This window comes from Streptomyces subrutilus, from assembly GCF_001746425.1.
GTDB lineage: Bacteria > Actinomycetota > Actinomycetes > Streptomycetales > Streptomycetaceae > Streptomyces > Streptomyces subrutilus_A.
The window spans coordinates 2,734,635-2,756,136 of the sequence record NZ_MEHK01000001.1 but is presented as its reverse complement, the minus strand read 5'-3'; the positions used below and the strand labels follow the sequence as shown (position 1 = coordinate 2,756,136).

The 21,502-nt window shown below is 73.6% G+C and carries 17 protein-coding genes; 8 read left to right on the top strand and 9 right to left on the bottom strand.

The window, feature by feature from the left end; genetic code table 11:
• Nucleotides 1–2 precede the first annotated feature (2 nt).
• The 5 genes from BGK67_RS13420 to BGK67_RS13400 form a co-directional block, all read right to left on the bottom strand.
• Nucleotides 3–845: a carbohydrate ABC transporter permease gene (locus tag BGK67_RS13420; protein ID WP_069920311.1), complete on the bottom strand. Its 843-nt coding sequence runs from the start codon at nucleotides 843–845 to the stop codon at nucleotides 3–5.
• Complete coding sequence (locus tag BGK67_RS13415; RefSeq protein ID WP_069920310.1) at nucleotides 842–1,813, bottom strand: carbohydrate ABC transporter permease; 972 nt, start codon at nucleotides 1,811–1,813, stop codon at nucleotides 842–844. The genes BGK67_RS13420 and BGK67_RS13415 overlap by 4 nt, the downstream gene beginning before the upstream one ends.
• Nucleotides 1,814–1,820: 7 nt before the next feature.
• Nucleotides 1,821–3,164 carry an ABC transporter substrate-binding protein gene (locus tag BGK67_RS13410; protein WP_069920309.1) on the bottom strand — a complete coding sequence of 448 codons (1,344 nt, stop codon included), beginning with the start codon at nucleotides 3,162–3,164 and terminating at the stop codon, nucleotides 1,821–1,823.
• A 193-nt stretch (nucleotides 3,165–3,357) separates the two neighbouring features.
• Nucleotides 3,358–4,575, bottom strand: coding sequence for an ROK family transcriptional regulator (locus BGK67_RS13405; protein WP_069920308.1), 1,218 nt, complete (start codon nucleotides 4,573–4,575; stop codon nucleotides 3,358–3,360).
• A 140-nt stretch (nucleotides 4,576–4,715) separates the two neighbouring features.
• Nucleotides 4,716–5,735 carry a mechanosensitive ion channel family protein gene (locus BGK67_RS13400; protein WP_244291460.1) on the bottom strand — a complete coding sequence of 340 codons (1,020 nt, stop codon included), beginning with the start codon at nucleotides 5,733–5,735 and terminating at the stop codon, nucleotides 4,716–4,718.
• Nucleotides 5,736–6,080: 345 nt separating this feature from the next.
• Between BGK67_RS13400 and BGK67_RS13395 the strand changes: the two genes are divergently transcribed.
• Nucleotides 6,081–6,617, top strand: coding sequence for an HNH endonuclease (locus BGK67_RS13395; RefSeq protein WP_069920306.1), 537 nt, complete (start codon nucleotides 6,081–6,083; stop codon nucleotides 6,615–6,617).
• Nucleotides 6,618–6,778: 161 nt separating this feature from the next.
• Here the strand turns inward: BGK67_RS13395 and BGK67_RS13390 are convergent, their stop codons facing one another.
• Nucleotides 6,779–9,775 (bottom strand): glycoside hydrolase family 84 protein, encoded by a 2,997-nt coding sequence (locus BGK67_RS13390; protein ID WP_069920305.1) that lies wholly within the window; start codon nucleotides 9,773–9,775, stop codon nucleotides 6,779–6,781.
• Nucleotides 9,776–10,063: 288 nt separating this feature from the next.
• On the opposite strand from BGK67_RS13390, the gene BGK67_RS13385 reads away from it, so the two are divergent.
• The gene (locus tag BGK67_RS13385; RefSeq protein ID WP_069920304.1) at nucleotides 10,064–12,061 is read left to right on the top strand and encodes a 4-alpha-glucanotransferase; all 1,998 of its coding nucleotides are present in this window, start codon (nucleotides 10,064–10,066) and stop codon (nucleotides 12,059–12,061) included.
• Nucleotides 12,062–12,116: 55 nt separating this feature from the next.
• The gene (locus BGK67_RS13380) at nucleotides 12,117–12,353 is read left to right on the top strand and encodes a hypothetical protein (RefSeq protein ID WP_069920303.1); all 237 of its coding nucleotides are present in this window, start codon (nucleotides 12,117–12,119) and stop codon (nucleotides 12,351–12,353) included.
• A gap of 108 nt (nucleotides 12,354–12,461) precedes the next feature.
• Here BGK67_RS13380 and BGK67_RS13375 read toward each other — a convergent pair whose 3' ends face one another.
• On the bottom strand, nucleotides 12,462–12,962 hold the full coding sequence (locus tag BGK67_RS13375; RefSeq protein ID WP_069920302.1) for a MarR family winged helix-turn-helix transcriptional regulator: 501 nt from the start codon (nucleotides 12,960–12,962) through the stop codon (nucleotides 12,462–12,464).
• A gap of 104 nt (nucleotides 12,963–13,066) precedes the next feature.
• Between BGK67_RS13375 and BGK67_RS13370 the strand changes: the two genes are divergently transcribed.
• The 4 genes from BGK67_RS13370 to BGK67_RS13355 are packed head-to-tail and all read left to right on the top strand — an operon-like array spanning nucleotide 13,067 to nucleotide 17,196.
• Complete coding sequence (locus BGK67_RS13370) at nucleotides 13,067–14,350, top strand: MFS transporter (protein ID WP_069920301.1); 1,284 nt, start codon at nucleotides 13,067–13,069, stop codon at nucleotides 14,348–14,350.
• A gap of 28 nt (nucleotides 14,351–14,378) precedes the next feature.
• A complete protein-coding gene (locus tag BGK67_RS13365; protein WP_069920300.1) occupies nucleotides 14,379–15,311 on the top strand; it encodes an EamA family transporter in 933 nt (310 codons plus the stop codon).
• Nucleotides 15,312–15,362: 51 nt separating this feature from the next.
• Complete coding sequence (locus BGK67_RS13360; RefSeq protein WP_069923833.1) at nucleotides 15,363–16,280, top strand: DMT family transporter; 918 nt, start codon at nucleotides 15,363–15,365, stop codon at nucleotides 16,278–16,280.
• Between the two features lie 10 nt (nucleotides 16,281–16,290).
• Nucleotides 16,291–17,196 carry a LysR family transcriptional regulator gene (locus BGK67_RS13355; RefSeq protein WP_069920299.1) on the top strand — a complete coding sequence of 302 codons (906 nt, stop codon included), beginning with the start codon at nucleotides 16,291–16,293 and terminating at the stop codon, nucleotides 17,194–17,196.
• Between the two features lie 150 nt (nucleotides 17,197–17,346).
• On the opposite strand, the gene pepN is transcribed toward BGK67_RS13355, so the two are convergent.
• Both pepN and BGK67_RS13345 read right to left on the bottom strand, forming a co-directional pair.
• Nucleotides 17,347–19,923, bottom strand: coding sequence for an aminopeptidase N (gene pepN, locus BGK67_RS13350; protein ID WP_069923832.1), 2,577 nt, complete (start codon nucleotides 19,921–19,923; stop codon nucleotides 17,347–17,349).
• A 220-nt stretch (nucleotides 19,924–20,143) separates the two neighbouring features.
• The gene (locus BGK67_RS13345; RefSeq protein WP_069920298.1) at nucleotides 20,144–21,172 is read right to left on the bottom strand and encodes an aspartate-semialdehyde dehydrogenase; all 1,029 of its coding nucleotides are present in this window, start codon (nucleotides 21,170–21,172) and stop codon (nucleotides 20,144–20,146) included.
• A gap of 115 nt (nucleotides 21,173–21,287) precedes the next feature.
• Here BGK67_RS13345 and BGK67_RS38860 point away from each other — a divergent pair, with 115 nt between their 5' ends.
• Nucleotides 21,288–21,452, top strand: coding sequence for a hypothetical protein (locus tag BGK67_RS38860; protein ID WP_167739517.1), 165 nt, complete (start codon nucleotides 21,288–21,290; stop codon nucleotides 21,450–21,452).
• The last annotated feature ends 50 nt before the right edge of the window (nucleotides 21,453–21,502 follow it).

Sequence of the window (21,502 nt, the reverse complement as noted above, 5' to 3'; positions counted from 1 at the left end):
GCCTAGCCTTTCACTCCGGTCAGGGTGACTCCCTCGACGAACGCCTTCTGGGCGAAGAAGAAGAGGACGATCACCGGGGCCATGACCAGCACGGTCGCGGCCATGGTCAGGTTCCAGTTGGTGTGGTGCGCGCCCTTGAAGGACTCCAGGCCGTAGCTGAGGGTCCAGGCGGCCGGATTGTCGGAGGCGTAGATCTGCGGGCCGAAGTAGTCGTTCCACAGGGAGAAGAACGAGAACAGCGCGACCGCGGCGATGCCCGGCTTCGCCATCGGCAGCACGACCCGCAGCAGGGCGCGCAGTTCGCCGCAGCCGTCGACGCGGGCCGCGTCCAGGTACTCGTCGGGGATGGTCAGCAGGAACTGCCGGAGCAGGAAGATGGAGAAGGCGTCGCCGAAGGCCAGCGGGATGATCAGCGGCCACAGGGTGCCCGAGAGGTCCAGCTGCTGGGCCCAGAACAGGTACATCGGGATGATCACGACCTGGGGCGGCAGCATCATCATGGCGATGACCAGCAGCATCGAGACCCGCTGCCCGCGGAAGCGGAACTTGGCGAGCGCGTAGGCCACCGGGATCGAGGACGCCACGGTCAGCACCGTGCCGAGCCCCGCGTACAGCAGGGTGTTGCGCCACCAGGTCAGGAAGCCCGGGGTGTCCCACACCTTGGCGTAGTTCTCCCAGACCCAGGTGTCGGGCACCAGGTCGCGGGTGAGCGCCTGCTGATCGGTCATCAGCGAGGTCAGGAAGACGAAGACGAAGGGCAGGACGAAGAACAGCGCGGCGGCGATCGCGAGCGAGTGCACGGCGATCCACTGGAGTACGGCGGTGCGCCGGTGCGCGGGCGTCATCGGTGCCCACCTCCGATCAGGCCGCCGCGGCGGCGCATCAGCAGGGCGGTGAAGGCCATGCAGAGGGTGAACAGGACGAGGGCGAGCACACAGGCGGTGCCGTAGTCGAAGCGCTGGAAGCCGGTGTTGTAGACGATCTGCGGCAGGGTGAGCGTGGACTTGTCGGGGTAGCCCGGCTCGAACTGCTGGCCGGAGCCGCCGATCACGCCGGCCGCCACCTTCCCCGCGACCAGCGGCTGGGTGTAGTACTGCATGGCCTGGATCACGCCGGTCACCACGGCGAACAGGATGATCGGCGAGATGTTCGGCAGGGTGATGTGGCGAAAGCGCTGCCAGGCCCCGGCGCCGTCCAGCTCGGCCGCCTCGTACTGCTCCTTCGGTACGTCGAGCAGCGCGGCCATGAAGATCACCATCAGGTCGCCGACGCCCCATACCGCGAGCATGGTCAGGGCGGGCTTGGACCAGTCGGCGTCGGTGAACCAGCCGGGCTGCGGCAGGCCCGCCCCGTCCAGCAGGGTGTTGACCGGGCCGGTGCCGGGGTTCAGCAGGAAGACGAACGACAGGGTGGCGGCCACCGGCGGGGCCAGGTACGGCAGGTAGAACAGGGTGCGGAAGATCCCGGTCCCGGTCTTGACCTTCGTGATGAGCAGGCCGACGCCGAGTCCGAAGACGACCCGGCAGGCCACCATCACCACGACCAGCCACAGGGTGTTGCGCATCGCCGGCCAGAACTGCGGGTACTGCGTGAACACGTACGTCCAGTTGTCCAGGCCGTTGAAGACGGGGGGCCGGAAGCCGTCGTACTTGGTGAAGGAGAAGTACACGGTGGACAGGAGCGGGTAGGCGAAGAAGACGGCGAACCCGATCAGCCAGGGCGCCATGAAGGCCAGGGTCCGGAGCGCCGTTCTCCTGCGCTTCGCCACGAGGGCCGACCGGCGGCGCTTCGCCCGAAGGGTGTCGGTAATCATCCGAGGGCTACTTCGCCTTCGCGATGTCCGTGTCGATCTGCGCGTCCGTCCTGGCGAGGGCGCCCGGCAGGTCGGCGACCGCGCCCTTCTCGTGCTGGTAGGCCAGGTCGGTGAAGGTCAGCTGGTAGGTGCCGCCGTCCGCCTGCGGCGGGGTGGTGCTCGACTTCGGGTGCCGGGCGATGTCGAGGAAGGTCTTGAAGTTCTCGTCCACCTGGAGCTTCGGCGAGGCCAGCGCCTCGATGGTGGAGGGCACGTTGTGGATGCCGTTGGCGAAGGCCACCACCGCCTCGGTGTCGGTGGTCATGTACTTCACCAGCTCCCAGGCCGCGTTCTGCTTCCTGCTGCCCGCGGCGATGCCCATGATCGTGCCGGAGACGTAGCCCTTGCCGTAGTCGGCGACGAGGTCGTCGGGCACGGGCAGCGGCGCGGTGCCGATCTCGAAGGTCACGCCCGCCTCCCGGGCCATGTTCGGCCGCCACTCGCCGTCCACCTGCATGGCGACCTGGCCCTTGTGGAAGGGGTGTTCGGCGCCCCACTCGTCGCCGAAGGAGGCCCGGAACTTCTCCAGCTTCTCGTACCCGCCGAGCTTCTCGACCAGGTCCTTCTGCGCGGTCAGCATCTTGGTGAAGGCCGGGTCCCGGGCCAGGTTGGACGTGCCGTCGGCGGCGAAGTACGTCGCGCCCCACTGCGCCGCCAGCCGCATCGGGGTGGTCTCGTAGCCGTGGAAGGTGGGCATGATGCCGACGCGCTCGTACGAGTCGCCCTTGCTCTTGGTGAGCTTCTGCGCGACCTCGGTGAACTCGCTCCAGGTCTTGGGCGGGGCGGTGATGCCGGCCGCTTCGAAAGCGTCCTTGTTGTAGACCAGGCCGTAGGCGTCGTGCAGCAGCGGCAGCGTGCACTGGTTGCCCTGGTACGAGGTGTAGCTCAGCAGCGACTGCGGGAAGACCTTCGCCTTGTCGACCTCGGACTTCTCCAGGAACGGGTCGAGGTCGGCGAAGGCGCCCGAGTTGCAGAACTTGCCCACGCTGTCGGTGGTGAAGGAGGACACCACGTCCGGGGCCTTGTCCCCGCCCGCCCGCAGCGACTGGTTGATCTTGTCGTCGGTCATGTTGCCGGTGACCTTGACCTTGATGTTCGGGTGCGCCGCCTCGAACCGCTCGATGTTCTCCTCGATGGCCTTGACCTCGCCGGGCGCGGACCAGCCGTGCCAGAAGTTGATCGTGACGTCCTTGGCGGGGTCGTCGCCCGCCGCGTCGCCGGTGGCGCCGGTACACGCGGTGGCCAGCAGGGATATCGCCGTGAGGGCGGCGGCCGCGGCGGCCGCGGAGGACAGGCGGGAGCTTCTGGGCATGTCGGTGTCACTCTCTGCGCGGGGGGCTTCCTGGGAGGTGTGCAGCAGGGCGAGCGGTGGAACGGGGGTGGAGCGTGCGGTGGTGCGTGCGGTGGTGCGGTGCCGCCGTCCGGGCGGGTCGTCCGGACGGCGGGCGGTCGGGCGCGCCGGTTCGGCGGGCCGGTTCAGGGGGCGCGCGGCTTCGGCGGGCCGGTCAGCGGGTGGTGTCGAACACCTCTTCGCGGGTGGTGGCCAGCGCGCTCTCCAGCGCGCCGCGCAGCACCGGGCGCTCGCGCACCTCGCCGGAGACCAGCCGGGGCCGGGAGGGGGCCAGTTCGGCGAGCTCGGCCTCCAGCAGGCCGCGCAGCGGGTCGCCGCCGGCGGCGATCACGGCCCCGGAGAGCACCACGATCTCCGGGTCGAGCACGGCGACGAGCGAGGCGAGACCGGTGGCCAGCAGGGTGGCGTACGACTGGAGGAAGCGCAGGTTCGCCCCCTCGGGCGCGGCCGCGGCCCGCGCGAGCAGCGCCACGGCGGCGGCCACCTCCGCGCTGTGCGGACGCTCGGCGGGCGGCAGCGGCTCCGCCTCGACGCCGAGGCTCGCGGCGAGCCCGGGGACCACCTGGGCGCCGGCGAGCTCCTGATAGCCGCCGGTGTTGGCGCGGGCGACCTGGCGGACCAGGGGGTGCCCGGGCACGGGCAGGAAGCCGACCTCGCCCGCGCCGCCGGTCCAGCCGCGGTGCAGCCGCCCGCCCAGCACCAGGGCGGCGCCGAGCCCGTCCTCGTTCCACAGCAGGACGAAGTCCTCGTGGCCGCGGGCGGCGCCGCGGCGCTGCTCCGCGACGGCGGCGAGGTTGACGTCGTTCTCGTACTCGACGGGCATCGGCAGGGCCGCCGCCAGTTCCTCGAGGAGCGTGGGGGAGTGCCAGCCGGGGAGGTGGCTGGCGTAGCGCAGCCGGCCGGTCTGGGGGTCGAAGGCGCCCGGCGTGGCGATGACCACCCGGTGCAGGTCCGAGCGGTGCAGCCCGGCGGCCTTGACGGCTCCGCCGAGGGCTTCGGCGACCTGCTCGATGACGTCCTTGTCCGGGGAGTACGGGACCTCGTGCGTGCCGACGACGGCCCCGGTGACATCGGCGACGGCAGCCAGCACCCGGTCCGGTGTGACGTCGAGGCCGCCGACGTGCGCGGCCCGCGGGTTCACCTCGTAGAGCTGGGCGTTGGGGCCCGGGCGACCGCCGTCGGTGCCGGTGGCGACGACGAGGCCGGCCGCCTCCAGGCGGGCCAGGAGCTGGGAGGCGGTGGGCTTGGACAGCCCCGTCAGATGTCCGATCCGGGTCCGGGACAGCGGTCCGTGCGTCATGAGCAGCTCGAGCGCGGCCCGGTCGTTCATGGCGCGCAGCAGGCTGGGTGTTCCGGGCGTGGCGGCGGGCATGATGCTGGCTCTCTCTCCCTCACCGAGGTGAACTGTTAGGTAAGTTTCCTATCACCGTTTGACCCGTGTCAATGCCGCTGCCCCGCGGCTGTGTCATTTCGACGACGGCACGCGGGGCAGCGGCAGGGAGCGAGGGGCGGCTACTTGGTGATGCGGGGGCCGGCCGGCGGCGGGATGGGCGCCGTGGCCAGGGACTGCGGGGAGACCGGGTTGGACAGCGCGGACGGCGCGGCGACCGCGGCGGACGGGTCGGCCGCCGACTCGTCCTCCTCGTCCGCCGGCATGCCGCCGACGATGCGGATGCCCGCGGCGTCGAAGGCCTCCTTGATCCGCCAGCGCAGCTCCCGCTCCACCGCGAACTGCTTGCCGGGCATCGTCTTCGCAGACACCTTCACCGTCATCGAGGCGAGCAGCACCTCGTCCAGGCCCAGCACCTCCACCGGACCCCACAGGCGCTCGTCCCACGGGGACTCCTTCGCCAGGGTGTCGGCGACCTGCTGGACCACCTCGCGGATCCGCGACAGGCTCTCCGACGGCTTGACCTGCACGTCCACCATGGCGGTCGCCCAGCCCTGGCTGAGGTTGCCGATCCGCTTGATCTCGCCGTTGCGCACGTACCAGATCTCGCCGTTGTCCCCGCGCAGCTTGGTCACCCGCAGGCCGACCTCTATGACCTCGCCGGAGGCCACCCCGGCGTCGATCTTGTCCCCGACGCCGTACTGGTCCTCCATGATCATGAACACTCCGGACAGGAAGTCCGTCACCAGGTTCCGGGCGCCGAAACCGATCGCCACACCGGCCACACCGGCACTCGCCAGCAGGGGGGCCAGGTCGATCTTCAGGGCGGCCAGGACCATCAGCGCGGCCGTGCCGAGGATCAGGAACGAGGCGACCGAACGGAGCACCGAACCGATCGCCTCCGAACGCTGGCGGCGCCGCTCGGCGTTGACCAGCAGACCGCCGAGCGCGGTGCCCTCGACCGCCTCGGCGCTGGAGTTCATCCGGTTTATCAGCTTGGTCAGCGCCTTGCGGACCACCGAGCGCAGGGCCGCCGCGATCACCATGATCAGGAGGATGCGCAGGCCGATGCTCAGCCAGGTGGCCCAGTTCTCCTCGATGAAGCTCGCGGCCTCGGTGACGCTCTCGTGCGTCTCCTTGATGGTCGTGGACGCGTCCGGGGAGTCGGATGCCAGGGGCAGCAGGGCGGCAGGCCAGGACACGGCTGAGTACCTCCAGGAGTAGCGGTCTGTCCGCCGGGGTCCCCCCGGCCGAAGCCCGGGGGCGGATATGCGGACAGACCAACCACACTAACGGGGCATTACCTTCACCCCGACGCGGTGTTCGAGGGAGAGACCAGACTCACCTGGGGATGACGGGGGTGTGGTTGAAAACACCTCGGACCCGTTACGGGCGCGTGGTGGCGTTTCGACCAGCCCTAAGGAGAGACTGGAGAGCAGATCGTCCCGGCGCGAGCCACGCGCCGCCGGCGTACAAGGAGGCAGTCCGTGCCGCACGTCCTGGTCCTCAACGCGTCGTACGAGCCCCTCGGCGTCGTACCGCTCCGCCGCGCGCTCGTCCTCGTCCTGGAGAACAAAGCGGTCTCCCTGGAGGAATCCGGCGCCTATCTGCACAGCGCGACCAGAGTCGTCCCCGCGCCCAGCGTGGTCCGGCTCAAGCGTTTCGTGCGGGTCCCCTACCGGGGGCCCGTTCCGCTCACCCGGCGCGCCCTGTTCGCGCGGGACGGCGGCCGCTGCATGTACTGCGGTGCCGTCGCCACCAGCGTCGACCACGTCATCCCGCGCAGCCGGGGCGGCCAGCACGTGTGGGACAACGTCGTCGCGGCCTGCCGCCGGTGCAACCACGTCAAGGCCGACCGGCACCTGGTCGACCTCGGCTGGCGCCTGCGCCACCAGCCGGCTCCGCCCTCCGGGCTGGCCTGGCGCATCATCGGGACGGGGCACCGGGATCCGCGGTGGATGCCGTACCTGCAGCCGTACGGGGCCGAGGACGCGCTGGAGCGCATCGGCGTCGCGGCCTCCTAGCCGGCGGCCCCGCGCCCGTCCCGCGCCTGGAACGCCGGGCAGGGCCGACCGGACGCCGCGCGGCGTCCGGCCACCGCGGCACACGGCGCGCGGCACACGGTGCGGCACCCGGCCCGCGGCTCGGCCCGCGCGGCACCCGGCGCGGCGGCGGAACCGCCGGGTCACGGCGTGACCGCGTAGGCCTCCGCCGACCACAGGGAGCAGCCGTGGCGCGTCGCCCGTCGCTCGCACGTCACGCGCAGGAAGCGGGTCCCGGCGGCGTCCAGGCGGACGGTCTCGGCGCCGCCCCGCGAGGAGGGGACGACGGCGGCCGGGTGCCAGGTCCTCCCGTCCGGCGAGGTCTCCACCCGGTACGCCGAGGGGTACGCGTCCTGCCAGTGCAGCTCCAGGCGGCCGACGCGGGCCGGGGCGGGGAGTTCCGCCTGCCACCAGGCGCCGTCCACCGGCGGTGAGGACCAGCGGGTGGACGGGGAGCCGTCCACCGCCGCCGAGGCCGGGAAACCCCGCGTCTCGTCCGCCGAGGAACTCGCCCGCGCGACCCGCAGCAGGTCCGGCCCGCCGGTGCGCGGCACCGCCCGCACCGTCAGCGTGCGGGTCTCCCCGTCGAAGGCCACCGGGATCCGGTAGGTGCCCGGCGCGACGGACGGACCGACCACGACCTCGAACGGGATCGAGGACCGGCCGCCGCGCGGGGCCACGGCGGCCGCCGGCAGCCGGACCTCGATGCCCTGCGGCGGTTGCGCCGACAGCGGCCCGCGGACCTCGCCGGGGCCCAGGGCGGCCAGCTCCGCCGAGAGCCGCCGCGGGGCGCCGCCGATCTCGGCGTCGGCCGCGCCCGCGTCCGCCAGTTCGAAACGGGCCCGGGGGCCGTCCCCGAGCCACGGCACCACCCGGTGCACGGCCGGCGCCGGCCCGGCCCCCGTCCAGGACAGCCGGACCGCGTCGGCGCGCAGCCCCGCCGTGTCCACCTGGGTCCAGCCCGACGGCGCGGCCTCGCCGACCTTGCGCCAGCCCTCGCCCGGAACATGGGCCTCCACCGCTGCGCCCCGGGCCCCGGCGGGCAGCGGCTCCGTCATCACCGTCACCGCGGCCACCGGGCGCTCCGCGTCCAGCCGTACGGTCCAGGCCTGCGCGTCCTTGATGACCTCGCCCGTCGGCCGGGCGGCCCCGGTCCAGGCGTCCGCCTCCTCCCCGGCCTTGGCCAGGAAGGGCTCCAGGACGGCCCGGTCCACCCGGGCCGGGCCCTCCTCGGCCAGCGCCTGCCGGGCGCGGGCCAGCTCCTGTGCGGCCTGCCAGGCCGCCGTCCCGTCCCCGCGGGCCTGGGCCCGCAGGACGTCGACCGCCAGCTCGCCCGCGGCCCCGTAGCGCGAGAGCCGCTCCAGCCACGGCCCCGCCTCGCCCGCCAGGGCCGGGAGCCGGCCGGGTGCCTCGCGCAGGACGGTGAAGGCCTTGCGCAGCCCGGTCCCGGCCGCCGGGTCGCCCGCCGCGCGGGCCTGCCAGAACTGCTCGACCAGCGGCACCAGGTAGGCGGACTCCTCCTGCTTCAGGCCCGAGGCCGCGCTGTTCCCGGCCAGCGCCGCCACCGCCTCGCGCGTGTGCGCGTCGGGGCCCGCCAGCTCGCGCACCGCCGCCGCCCAGGACTCCCCGGGCCGGTAACCGCGCGGGTTCCAGGCGTAGTCCGCCGCCGTGAACAGCAGGATGCGCGACAGGGTGCCCTGCGGCATGGCGTTGGCCAGCAGGGCCGCCGAACCGCCCGCGACGGCCGGTTCGCGGCCCGTGTACGGGCCGAGGAAGATCCGCCCCGGGTCCCAGTCGTTCACCGGGTAGTTGTCCATGAGGACCAGCGGATGGCCGAGTGCCGAGCGCGCCCCCGCGAGCTCCTTGCCGGTGATCGTGCGCGGTACCACCCCCACCCCCGTCCAGGCCACCTCCACCCGGGGGTCCAACGCGCCCGCGAGCGCGGTCCGGTAGTCGGTGGCGCCCTCCTGGTAGAACTCCGTCGGCAGCAGCGACAGCGGGGCCGCCCCCGGATGCCGCGCGGCCAGGTGCGCCGCCAGCCCGCCCGCGACCTCGGCGTGCGCCCTCGCGGCGGCCTTCGGGCCCTTCCCGAACCGCTCCCGGTCCTCCTCGCAGCCCCACTCGGTGTAACTGACGTCCTGGAACTGCACTTGGAAGGCGCGCAATCCCAGCTCCCACATCGCGTCCAGCTTGCGCGCGAGCGCCGCCCGGTCCGCTGCCGAGGACAGGCACATCGACTGGCCGGGCGTCACCGCCCAGCCCAGCACCACCCGGTTGGCGCGGGCCCGCTCCGCGAGCGCCCGGAACTCCTCCTGCTGCTCGCGCGGGTAGTCCTGGCGCCAGGCCGTGGTCCGGTAGCGGTCGTCGCCGGGCGCGAGCAGCAGCCGGTTCTGCTTGGTGCGGCCCATGAAGTCCAGCTGTGCCAGCCGCTGTTCGTGCGTCCAGGGCTGCCCGTAGAACGCCTCCGCGATCCCCCGTACGGGCGCGGCGGGCCAGTCCCGCACCAGCACGCCGGGCACCTTCGCCCCGCCGCCGGCCAGCACCGCGCGCAGCGTCTGCGCCGCGTGGAACAGGCCGTCCTCCCCGGTGCCGGCCAGCGCGACGGTGTCGCGGCCGCCGGGCCGCCCCACGGCCAGCCGGTAGCCGCCGTCCGGCAGGTCGCCGGCCTCGGCCGCGCCCAGCGCCCGCAGCGCCTCCTGGGCGTCCGGGCCCTGGAGCCGGATGACCGTGCCCTTGCCGGGCAGCGGCGCCCCGGGGGCCCGCTCGTGCAGGGTCCGTACGCCCGCCGCGCGCAGGGCGTCCCGCACCACCCGGACCGCGTACGGATCGGCGTCGGACGGGGCCACCAGTACGGCCTCCGCCCCCAACGGCACCTCGCGCGCCGCGTCGGCGGCCATCGACTGCGGCCGGGGCCACACGGCCGGGCCCTCGGCGGGCCCGCGCGGGGCGTCGGCCCGGGGGGCCAGCCCGGGCCCGCCCGCGGCACCGGCCGCCGGGTCCGCGGCCGGGGTGCCCGGCGCGCCGGGTACGGAAGGCACCGCGAAGGCCCCGCGCGGGGCGGCCGCGACGGCCCCGCCCAGCAGCGACCCGATCACCGCGACGGCGGCGGCCGCCGCCCGCTTCCTGCCCCTGAGCTGCACAGAGCCTCCCCGTCCCGAGACGTCCCCCGCTCGTACGAATGAGCCCGAGCCCACCATTCGTGCGGCTGGAGTGTCAACGCGGGCGGGCGATCTGACCGGTATACGCCAGGAATGCGATGCCTCCGAGTGGGTAAGGCTGCGGTGTTCCCCCGCGTTCGTTCCCCTTCGGCCGGTCCCGCCGTTGTCTCCTGCGGTGTTCCCCTCCGGTTGTCCGCGCGGCGTACCGCCCTTCCGCGCCGCGCTTCTGATCGCCTCTCATGTCCTGCCCGCCCTAAGGAGTGCCCGTCGATGGACGACCTGGCCCGGCTCGCGGCCCTGCACGGCATCGCCACCGCCTACCAGCCCGCCGCGGACGTCACCGTCCAGGTGCCGCAGGACACGGTCACCACCGTGCTCGGGGCCCTCGGCGTGCCCGCCCGCACCCCCGAGGACGTCCGCGCGTGCCTGGCGGCCGCCGAGCGGGAGGCGGCGGCCCGGGTGCTGCCGCCCGTGCTGGTGCACTGGCAGGGCGGGCCGCCGCCCGCGGCGCTGGCCGCGCTGCCCGCCGGGACCCGGCTGCGCCTCGAGCCCGAGGAGGCCCCGCGGCAGGCCACCGCGTGGGCGACCGGCTCCGCCGGGCCGCTGCCCGGTGCGCTGCCCCTGGGCGTGCACCGGATCACGGCCGCCCTGCCCGACGGGCGCACCGCCGCGGCCACCCTGATCGTCGCCCCGGACCGGGCCCCCGCCGCGCCCGAACGGGCCCACGGGCTGCTCGTCCAGCTGTACTCCCTCCTGTCGGAGCGCTCCTGGGGCATGGGCGACCTCGGTGACCTGGCGGAGCTCGCCCGCTGGGCCGGGCGGACCCACGGCGCCGGGTTCATCCAGGTCAACCCGCTGCACGCGGCCGTACCCGGCACTCCGACCGACCCCTCCCCCTACCGCCCCTCCTCGCGCCGCTTCCCGGACCCGGTCCACCTGCGCGTCGAGGACGTGCCGGAGTACGCCCGCTGCCCCGAGCGCGAGGCCCTCGCCGCGCTCGCCGCCCGGGGCGGGGAGCTGCGCCGGGAGGTCCTGGAGAAGGGCGCGCTGATCGACCGGGACGCCGTCTGGGACCTCAAGCGCCGCGCCCTGGAGCTGCTGTACGCCGTCCCGCGCACCCCCGAAAGGGAGGCCGCCTACGAGGAGTTCCGCGCCGGGCAGGGCCCCGCCCTGAACCGGCACGCCGCCTGGTGCGCCGCCGCGGCCGGGGAGGATCCCGACGAGCGGATCGACTTCCACCGCTGGCTGGTCTGGCTGACCGACACCCAGCTCGCCGCCGCCCAGCGGGCCGCCCGCGAGGCCGGGATGGCCGTGGGCATCGTGCACGACCTGGCCGTCGGGGTGCACCCCGACGGCTCGGACGCCCGTACCGGCCCCTTCCACGCCCCCCGGATCTCCGTCGGCGCACCGCCGGACGCCTTCAACGCCCGCGGCCAGGACTGGGGCCTGCCCCCGTGGCGCCCGGACCGGCTCGCGGCCAACGGCTACGCCCCCTTCCGGGCCCTGCTGCGCGGGGTGTTCACCTACGCCGGGGCGCTGCGGATCGACCACGTCATGGGCCTGTTCCGGCTCTGGTGGATCCCGGAGGGCAGCCCGCCCGCCGAGGGCGCGTACGTCGGCTACGACGGCGAGGCCATGCTGGCGATCCTGGTGCTGGAGGCCCACCGCGCCGGCGCCCTGGTCATCGGGGAGGACCTCGGGACGGTGGAGCCGCGGGTGCGCGAGGCCCTCGCCCGGCGCGGGGTGCTCGGGACCTCGGTGCTGTGGTTCGAGCGGGACTGGGCGGGCGACGGCAGCCCACTCCCGCCCGAGGACTGGCGGGCCGACTGCCTGGCCACCGCCACCACCCACGACCTGCCGCCGACGGCCGCCAAGCTGGCGGGCGGGCACGTGGAACTGCGCGACCGGCTGGGTCTGCTGACCCGCCCGGTGGAGCGGGAGCGGGAGGAGGACGCGGCCGACACCGCCGAGTGGCTGGCCGTACTGGACCGCCTCGGGCTGGACGCCAAGGGCGAGGAGGCCGCCGTACGGGCCCTGTACGCCTTCCTGCTGCGCACCCCCGCCCGGCTGGTCGGCGTCTGGCTGCCGGACGCGGTGGGGGACCGGAGGCCGCAGAACCTGCCGGGGACGTGGGACCAGTACCCCAACTGGCGGCTCCCGGTCGCCGATGCCTCGGGGCGGCCGCTGACCCTGGAGGAGCTGACCGCCTCGCCGCGGGCGAAGGCCCTGCTGGACGCGGTGCGGGAGGGGCTCGCCGAGCGCGGGTGACCCCGTACGGCACCCCGGGCGCGCGGGCCGTTCGGACGTTCGCTACGTTTGCACCGTGGACAAGAAGAACGCTCTGCGCGCCGGCGCCGTCACGGCCGGAACGACGCTGATGATGCTGCTGATGACGTCTCCCGCCCTGGCGCTGACCCGCGACGACGGCGACGACCCGGGTCCGGGCCTGAGCATCGGCGAGACGCTCGGCCTGTTCGTGGCCGCCCCGATCGTTCTGTTCCTGGTCATCACGGGCCTCGTGATGGTCGGCGACAAGTCGCGCAAGCAGCAGCAGAGCTGATCCGGTCCGGTCCCGACGGGGCCGGTACCGCACGACTTCCCGGGCGCCGGGGGTCCGCACGGCCGCTGACCGCGGCCGGATGGCGACCCTCGGCGCCTTGGCGTGTCCTCAGACTCCGGCCAGCAGCTTGCGGAGCAGGCCGGTGAGGAGCGCGGTCTCCTCCTCGCTCAGCCCCCGCAGCGCGGCGCGCTGCACCTCCAGGCCCGCGGTGACGGCCTCGTCGACGAGCGCGAGGCCCCGGTCGGTGATGGTGACCTGGAGGCCGCGCCGGTCGTGCGGGTCGGGCTTGCGGCACAGCAGCCCGGCCTTCTCCAGTTTGTCCAGCCGCCCCGTCATACCGCCGGTGGTGAGCATGAGCGTGGCCGACAGCTGGCGCGGCGAGAGGGTGTACGGGGCGCCCGAGCGGCGCAGCGTGGCGACGACGTCGAACTCCCCGCGCGAGATGCCGAAGCGGGAGTACGCGCGCTCCATCGCGTCGCCCATGGCCCTGGTGATCCGGTAGATGCGTCCGAAGACGGCCATCGGAGCCGTGTCGAGCTCGGGGCGCACCGCATACCACTGGTCGGTGATGGCATCGACGGCGTCCTTCTCGACCTTTTCTTCCTTCATGGCTGGAGTATCCGGTTCCACTCGGTCGTTCGCAAGAAAGTTGCTTGACGGAAAGTAGCTCAGCGGTAAGCTACTTTTAAGCAAGCGACTCCTCGGGGGGAACCATGAAGGAAGCACGGGTGGAGGGGGAGCGGTCCCTGCTCTTCGGCATCGGGATCAGCGCGGTCGGGATCGGCATGTACGTGCCCTTCTCGCTCGTCTTCTTCCACCACGTCACCGGCCTCTCCTTCACCCTGGTCGGCCTGGTCCTGACCGTCACGGGAGTGGCCGGACTGGTCTTCATGCCCCTGGCGGGCACGGCCGTCGACCGGTTCGGCGCCAAGAAGGTCAACCTGGTGCTCTACGGGATACGGGCGGCCGGCTTCGCCCTCTACCCCTTCGCCGGCTCCCTGCCCGCCTTCGCCGCGGTCGCCCTCGTCACCGCCCTCGCCGACCGGTCCTTCGGCGTCGTCCAGCAGTCCCTGATCGGGGAGGTCGCGCAGGGCTCCGCCCGCGACCGGCTCCAGGCCTCCACCCGGGCCCTGCAGAACGCCGGGATGGGCGCCGGCGCCCTCCTCGTCTCCGGGGTTCTGGCACTGTGGGGGACCGGCGGATTCACCTACACCGCCTGGGGCAACGCGCTGGCCTTCGCCCTCGCCGGACTGCTCGTCAGCCGGGTCCGCCCGCTCCGCGCCGCCAACGCCGCACCGCTCGCCGCCGGACCCGCCCGGCAGGCGCCCGCCGGCTACCGGACCGTCCTGCGGGACCGGCCCTTCCTCGGCCTCACCGCCGCCAACTTCCTCACCGCGCTGGGCTACGCGGCCCTCTCCGTCCTCTTCCCCCTCTACCTCTCCACCTGGCTGGCCGCCCCCGACTCCCTCACCGGAGCCGCCTTCACCCTCAACACCGCCCTGTGCGCGGGCGCCGGCGTCCTCATCGCGGGCCGGGTCCGCCGCTCCGGCGCCCGCCGCACCCGCTCCGCGGCCCTCGGCGCGGTGCTCTTCGCCGCCGCCTTCGCCGGGCAGATCGTGCTCGGGACCCTGCGCCCCGGGCAGAGCGCCACCCTCGTCGCGCTGCTGGCCATCGTCGTCGTCTACACCCTCGGCGAACTCGTGCACAGCCCCTCCGGCGGCGCCCTGTCGGTCTCGGCCGCGCCCGAAGCCGTCCGCGGCCGCTACCTCGCCACCTACCAGCTCTCGTACTCGCTGGCCACGGCGCTCGCCCCGGCCCTGTTCACCGCCCTGCTCTCGGTCGACGGGCGGCTGCCCTGGGCCGTCCTGACCGTCGCCGCGCTCGGCGCCGCCCTCGCGCTGCTGCGGCTGGAGCGGCACCTTCCCGCACAGGCCGTGCACCCCGAGCCCCCGGCCGCGGTGACACCGGGCCGCCCGCTCGCCCCGACCGCCGCCTGAACCCTCCCCTCCCGAGGAGCCACCTGCCATGAAGCGCCTCGCCACGGTCGCCCTGACCGCCCTCGCCCCGATCTCCTGGGGCTCGACCTACGCCGTCGCCACCGAACTGCTGCCGCCCGACCGGCCCCTGTTCACCGGGGTGATGCGGGCGCTGCCCGCGGGGCTGCTGCTGACCGCCCTGGCCCGTACGCTCCCGACGGGTGCGTGGTGGTGGAAGTCCTTCGTCCTCGGCACCCTCAACATCGGCGCCTTCTTCCCGCTGCTGTTCCTCTCCGCCTACCGGCTCCCCGGCGGTGTCGCGGCCGTACTGGGCGCCGCCGGACCGCTGTTCGTCGTGGGACTCGCCGCCCTGCTCCTCGGGGAGCGGGCGAGCCTGCGCACCGTGCTCGCCGCCGTCGCGGGCGCGTTCGGCGTGAGCATGGTCGTCCTCACCGCCGAGGCCGGGCTCGACCTGGCCGGCGTGGTCGCCGGGGTGGTCTCCTCCGCCTCCATGGCGGCGGGCACCGTCATGACCAAGCGGTGGGGCCGCCCGCGGGGAGTCGGCCCGCTGGCCATGACCGGCTGGCAGCTCACCGCCGGCGGGCTGGTCATCATCCCGGCCGCCGTGCTCGTCGAAGGAGCGCCGCCCGCGCTCGACGGCGGGGCCCTGCTCGGCTACGGCTACATGATGCTGATCAACACCGGTGTCGCGTACTGGCTCTGGTTCCGCGGGATCGGCAAGCTCAGCGCCACCTCCGTCACCCTGCTCGGCCCGCTCTCGCCGCTCACCGCGGCCGTCATCGGCTGGGCCGCGCTCGGGCAGGCGCTGACCCCCGTCCAGCTGGTGGGCATGGCGATCGCCTTCGGAGCCACCGTCGCGGGCCAGCTCGCGGTCGCCCGCACCCCGAAACCGTTCAGTTCAACTGAACAGATCGATCGAAACATTTCGATGGACCTGGGTGATGGGCGGGTGCGACGGTAGTTCCCACGACACAGCATCCCGACCCCGAGGGGGAGACACACAGTGGCCGTCATGGACCGCGTCCGTACCGTCGAACAGGGCACGCCCACAGCCGCGGGGAAGAAGGGCGCCGCAGGACTCGGCGTGCTCCTCGCCCTGCTCGCGACGGTCGTCTGGTCCGGCAGCTTCGTCGCCACCCGGGACATGGCCGACAGCGTGCCGCCCGTCCAGGCCGTCTTCTGGCGCTGGATCATCGCCGCCCTCGCGGTCGCCCCCTTCGCCGCCCGCCAGGCCTGGCAGCAGCGGGCCCTGATCCGCAGGCACCTCGGCTTCGTCTCCCTCGCCACGCTGTTCGGCGTCGCCCTCTACAACACCCTCGTCCACCAGGCCGGACTGACCACCTCCGCCTCCAACATGGGCATGATCATGGCCGCTTCGCCGGTCATCATGGCCCTCTACGCCCGGCTCGGCGGCGAACGGCTCGGCGCCCGGCGGACCTTCGGACTGCTGCTGGCCGCCTTCGGCGTGCTGCTGCTCGTCGGCGACGGCTCCCTCGGCTTCGACTTCGGCGCCGGCGACCTGTGGATGTTCGGCGCGGCCCTGTCCTTCGCGAGCTACAGCGCCCTGCTCAAGCGCAAGCCCGCCGAACTGGGCGGCCTGGCCTTTCTGATCACCACCTTCGTCCTCGGCGCGCTGATGCTGGCTCCCGCCTACGCGGTCTCCGTCGCCGTCCAGGGCGGCTTCGAGGTCACCGCCGGCACGGCCGGACCGCTGCTGTACGTCGGGGTTTTCTCCTCGGCCGTCGCCTTCTTCGCCTGGAACAAGGCGATCTCGGTCATCGGGGCCGCCCGCGCCGGAGTCGTCTACTACCTCCAGCCGGTGTGCGTCGCGGGCCTCGGCCTGCTGCTGCTGGGCGAGCGGACCGGACCGGCGCAGCTGCTCTGCATGGCGCTGATCCTGGGCGGCGTGGCACTGGGGTCCCGGCGGTAGGTTCGGCCCCATGACCGAGTGGGACATCAAGAAGCTGCGGATCCTGCGGACCCTCGCCGAGCAGGGGACCGTGACCGCGACGGCCGAGGCGCTGCACATGACGCCCTCGGCCGTTTCGCAGCAGCTGACGAACCTCGCCCGGCAGCTGGGGGTGACCCTGCTGGAGGCGCAGGGCCGCCGGGTCCGGCTCACGGACGCCGCGCACCTCGTACTGCGGCACGCCGAGGCGGTCTTCGCCGAGCTGGAGCGGGCCGACGCGGAGCTGGCCGGGTATCTGGCCGGGGACGCGGGCGAGGTGCGGATCGGAGCCTTCTCCACCGCCGTGCCCGCGCTGGTGGTCCCGGCGGTGGCGATACTGCGACGGACCCGTCCGGGGGTGGAGGTCCGGGTCCGCGAGACGGAGGCGGCGGAGGCGTACGAGCTGCTGTCGGCCGGAGGCGTGGACCTGGCGCTGTCCCTGGCGGCGCACGCGCCGACCGCGCGGGACCGCCGGTTCACCCGGGTGACGCTGCTGGAGGACCCCTTGGACGTGGCCCTCCCGCCGGGCCATCCGCTGGCGGACGCGCCGGACCTGCGGTTGGCGGACCTGTCCGGTGACCCCTGGATCTACGGGGGCAGCGGGCCCTGGTCGGAGATCGCCGTGGGGGCGTGCGAGGCGGCGGGGTTCGTGCCGGAGCAGGCGCACTCGGCGTCCGGGTGGACCGCGATCCTGGCCATGGTGGAGGCCGGGATGGGGGTGGCGCTCGTACCGCGCATGGTCTCGAGCCGGGCCTCCGGCGTCGCCGTCCGCGTCCTCGCCCACGACCGCCCGACCCGGCACGTGATCGCGGCCGTCCGCCGGGGCGCGGAGTCCGCGCCCGCGGTGGCCCACGCCTTGTCGGCCCTGCGGGCCGCGGCCGAGCCGGACCGCCGCTGAGCCCCGCCGCGCACAACCCAGCCCCGCCGGCGTTCGAGGCGCGCGGTCTGGGCGGAGACCCAGGTCTTCGGGCCGCGCCCCGGTACGGGCCGGCCCGGGCCATGGGGCGGCGCCGCACGCGGAGTGCGGGCGCCGCCCCGGGGAAGCCCCTTACGCCTGAGCGGCAGCGGCATCCGCCGCCTGGGCCTTCAAGGCGCGCTCGACGCCCGCGCGCGATTCCGAGACCAGGCGGCGCAGGGCCGCGTTCGGCTCGGCCGAGGCCAGCCAGGCGTCCGTCGCGGCCAGGGTGGCCGGGGACACCGCCAGCGCCGGGTAGAGGCCCACCGCGATCTGCTGGGCGATCTCGTGGCTGCGGGTGTCCCAGACCTGCTTGACGACGGCGAAGTACTTCTCGCCGTACGGCGCCAGCAGCTCGCGCTGGTCGGCTTGTACGAAGCCCCCGATGACCGCCTCCTGCACCGCGTTCGGCAGGTCGTCGGCCTCGACGACCGAGGCCCACGCCGCGGCCTTGGCCTCCGCCGACGGGCGCGCCGCCCGGCAGGTCGCCGCGTGGCGCTCGCCGGCCGCCGTGGAGTCCTGCCGCAGCTCCGCCGCGATGGCCTCCTCACCGGCGACGCCCGTGGCGACCAGCCGCTCGAGGAACGTCCAGCGCAGCTCCGTGTCGACGGCCAGGCCCTCGAGCACGGCCGAGCCGTCGAGCAGCGCCGACAGGTAGGCCAGCTGCTCCTCGGTACGGGCCGTGGCCGCGAACGAGCGTGCCCACGCCAGCTGGTGGTCGCTGCCCGGCGCGGCCGCACGCAGGTGCTCCAGCGCGGCCCCGGTCCAGATCGCCAGGCCCTCCGCGCGCCAGGCAGGGTCGGCGTACAGGTCGACGGCCAGCTTCACCTGGCGCTGCAGCGTCTGGACGACGCCGATGTCGGTCTCCTTGCCGATGCCGGACAGCACCAGCGCGAGGTAGTCGCGGGTTGCCAGCTCGCCGTCCCGCGTCATGTCCCAGGCCGAGGCCCAGCACAGCGCCCGCGGCAGGGACTCCGCGAAGTCGCCCAGGTGCGCGGTGACGTTGGCGAGGGAGACCTCGTCCAGGCGGACCTTCGCGTACGACAGGTCGTCGTCGTTCAGCAGCACGACGGCCGGGCGGGTACGGCCCACCAGCTCCGGCACCGCCGTCAGCGCGCCCTCGATGTCCAGCTCGATCCGGTCGGTGCGCACGAGGCCGCCGCCCTGGAGCTCGTACAGGCCGACCGCGATGCGGTGCGGGCGCAGGAGGGGCTCGCCCTTGGCGCCCGCCGGGAGCGCCGGGGCCTCCTGGCGGATGGCGAAGGCGGTGACCGTGCCGCTCGCGTCCGCCTCGATCTCCGGACGGAGGATGTTGATGCCCGCGGTCTCCAGCCACGCCTTCGACCAGGCGGTCAGATCGCGGCCCGAGGTCTCCTCCAGGGCGCCCAGCAGGTCGGACAGGCGCGTGTTGCCGAAGGCGTGCGCCTTGAAGTACGCCTGCACGCCCTTGAAGAAGGCGTCCGTGCCGACGTAGGCGACGAGCTGCTTGAGCACCGAGGCGCCCTTGGCGTACGTGATCCCGTCGAAGTTGACCATCACGTCGTCGAGGTCGCGGATGTCCGCCATGATCGGGTGCGTGGACGGCAGCTGGTCCTGCCGGTACGCCCAGGTCTTCATGGAGTTGGCGAACGTGGTCCACGCGTGCGGCCACTTCGAGCCCTCGGCGTCCGCCTGGCAGGCGATCGAGGTGTAGGTGGCGAACGACTCGTTCAGCCACAGGTCGTTCCACCACTCCATGGTGACCAGGTCGCCGAACCACATGTGCGCGAGCTCGTGCAGGATGGTCTCGGCGCGCGTCTCGTACGCCGCGTCCGTCACCTTCGAGCGGAAGACGTACTGGTCGCGGATGGTGACCGCGCCCGCGTTCTCCATGGCGCCCGCGTTGAACTCCGGGACGAAGAGCTGGTCGTACTTGGCGAACGGGTAGGCGTAGGCGAACTTCTCCTGGAACCAGTCGAAGCCCTGCCGGGTGACCTCGAAGATCGCGTCCGCGTCGAGGAACTCGGCGAGCGAGGGCCGGCAGTAGATGCCGAGCGGCACGGACTGCCCGTCCGGGCCCTCGTAGGAGCTGTGCACCGCGTGGTACGGGCCGACGATCAGCGCGGTGATGTACGAGGAGATGCGCGGGGTCGGCTCGAACACCCACACCCGGTCCTTGGGCTCCGGGGTCGGGGAGTTCGAGATGACCGTCCAGCCCTCGGGGGCCGTCACGGTGAACTGGAACGTGGCCTTCAGGTCGGGCTGCTCGAAGCTGGCGAAGACCCGCCGCGCGTCCGGCACCTCGAACTGGGTGTACAGATAAGCCTGCTGGTCCACCGGGTCGACGAACCGGTGCAGGCCCTCGCCGGTGTTGGTGTAGGCGCAGTCCGCGACGACCCGCAGCTCGTTGGGCCCGGCCGCCAGGTGCTTGAGGGCGATGCGCGAGTCCCGGAACACGGCGGCGACATCCAGCGCCTTGCCGTTCAGGACCACCTCGTGCACGGCCGGGGCGACCAGGTCGATGAAGGTCTCGGCCCCGGCCTCGGCCGACTGGAAGCGCACGGTGGTCACGGAGGGGTAGGTACCGCCCTCCTGCGCGCCGCTGAGATCGAGTTCGACCTCGTACGAGTCGACGGTGAGCAGCTTCGCGCGCTGCTGGGCCTCTTCACGGGTGAGATTCGTGCCTGGCACGCGGTCATCTCCTTCGATGGTGACGTTCCGGCCCATCCTTCCACGCCGGGCCCCGGCCCCGCCCGGAGATGCCGGCCGCACCCGGGCTCGTGGTCCGAAGTGCGCCGGCCCCGGCCCGAGGCCGCCCCTGACACGCGCCGGCACCTGCCGCGCGACAGACCCCGATGCGGGAAGGGGCGGCACCGCCGCGGTGCCGCCCCTTGCGCCGTCGCGAGCGGGATCAGCCGCGCAGCTCCTCGGCCACGAGCTCGGCGATCTGGACCGCGTTCAGGGCCGCGCCCTTGCGCAGGTTGTCGCTCGACAGGAACAGCGCGAGGCCGTTCTCGACGGTCTCGTCGGCGCGGATGCGGCCCACGTACGAGGCGTCGCGGCCCGCGGCCTGCAGGGGGGTGGGGATCTCCGAGAGCTCGACGCCCGGGGCGTCCTTCAGCAGCTCGTACGCGCGCTCCACGCTGATCGGGCGGTCGAAGCGGGCGTTGACCTGGAGGGAGTGGCCGGAGAAGACCGGCACGCGCACGCAGGTGCCGGAGACCTTGAGCTCCGGGATCTCCAGGATCTTGCGGGACTCGTTGCGCAGCTTCTGCTCCTCGTCGGTCTCGAAGGAGCCGTCGTCGACGATCGAGCCCGCGAGCGGGACCACGTTGTAGGCGATGGGGCGCTTGTAGACCGCCGGCTCCGGGAAGTCCACCGCGCCGCCGTCGAAGGTCAGCTGGTCGGCGGCCTCGGAGACCGCGCGGGCCTGGGTCCGCAGCTCCGCGACACCGGCCAGGCCCGAGCCGGAGACGGCCTGGTAGGTGGTGGCGACCAGCGCGGACAGGCCGGCCTCGGCGTGCAGCGGGCGCAGCACCGGCATCGCCGCCATGGTGGTGCAGTTCGGGTTCGCGATGATGCCCTTGGGGCGGTTCTTGATCGCGTGCGGGTTGACCTCGGAGACGACGAGGGGGACCTCGGGGTCCTTGCGCCAGGCGGAGGAGTTGTCGATCACGACGGCGCCCTGTGCGGCCACCTTCTCGGCGAGGGCCTTGGAGGTGGCGCCGCCCGCGGAGAAGAGCACGATGTCCAGGCCGGAGTAGTCGGCCGTGGAGGCGTCCTCGATGGTGATCTCCCGGCCCTCCCACTCGAGGGTCGAGCCGGCCGAACGGGCCGAGGCGAACAGCCGCAGCTCGTCCACCGGGAACTTCCGCTCGGCGAGGATGCCGCGCATGACTCCGCCGACCTGTCCGGTGGCTCCGACGATTCCGACCCTCACGGTGACTCCTTCAGTACGTACGACGCGGGCGCGCGTGAAGCCATCATGCGTTCGACCCCACGAGCCTTGTCCAATCCATTGTCCGAGGGACGGACGGTGTCCTGGATGTGAACCCGTGCGACGAGTCCGTGGCGGGCGTGCCGGCAGGCCCCCGAACGCCCGTTTTGCCTGGTCGGAGCCGGTTGGGGTCCTGGTCCTCAAGGCCGTCGACACCAACCTGGACGTCATCGCCCACGCGGTGGGCACCTGCGCCCAGGACCTGAGCTCCCTGCGGGGCTGACCGCCTGCGGGATGGGGAAAGCCCGGAGGGGCAGTGCTCGTCACCACGAG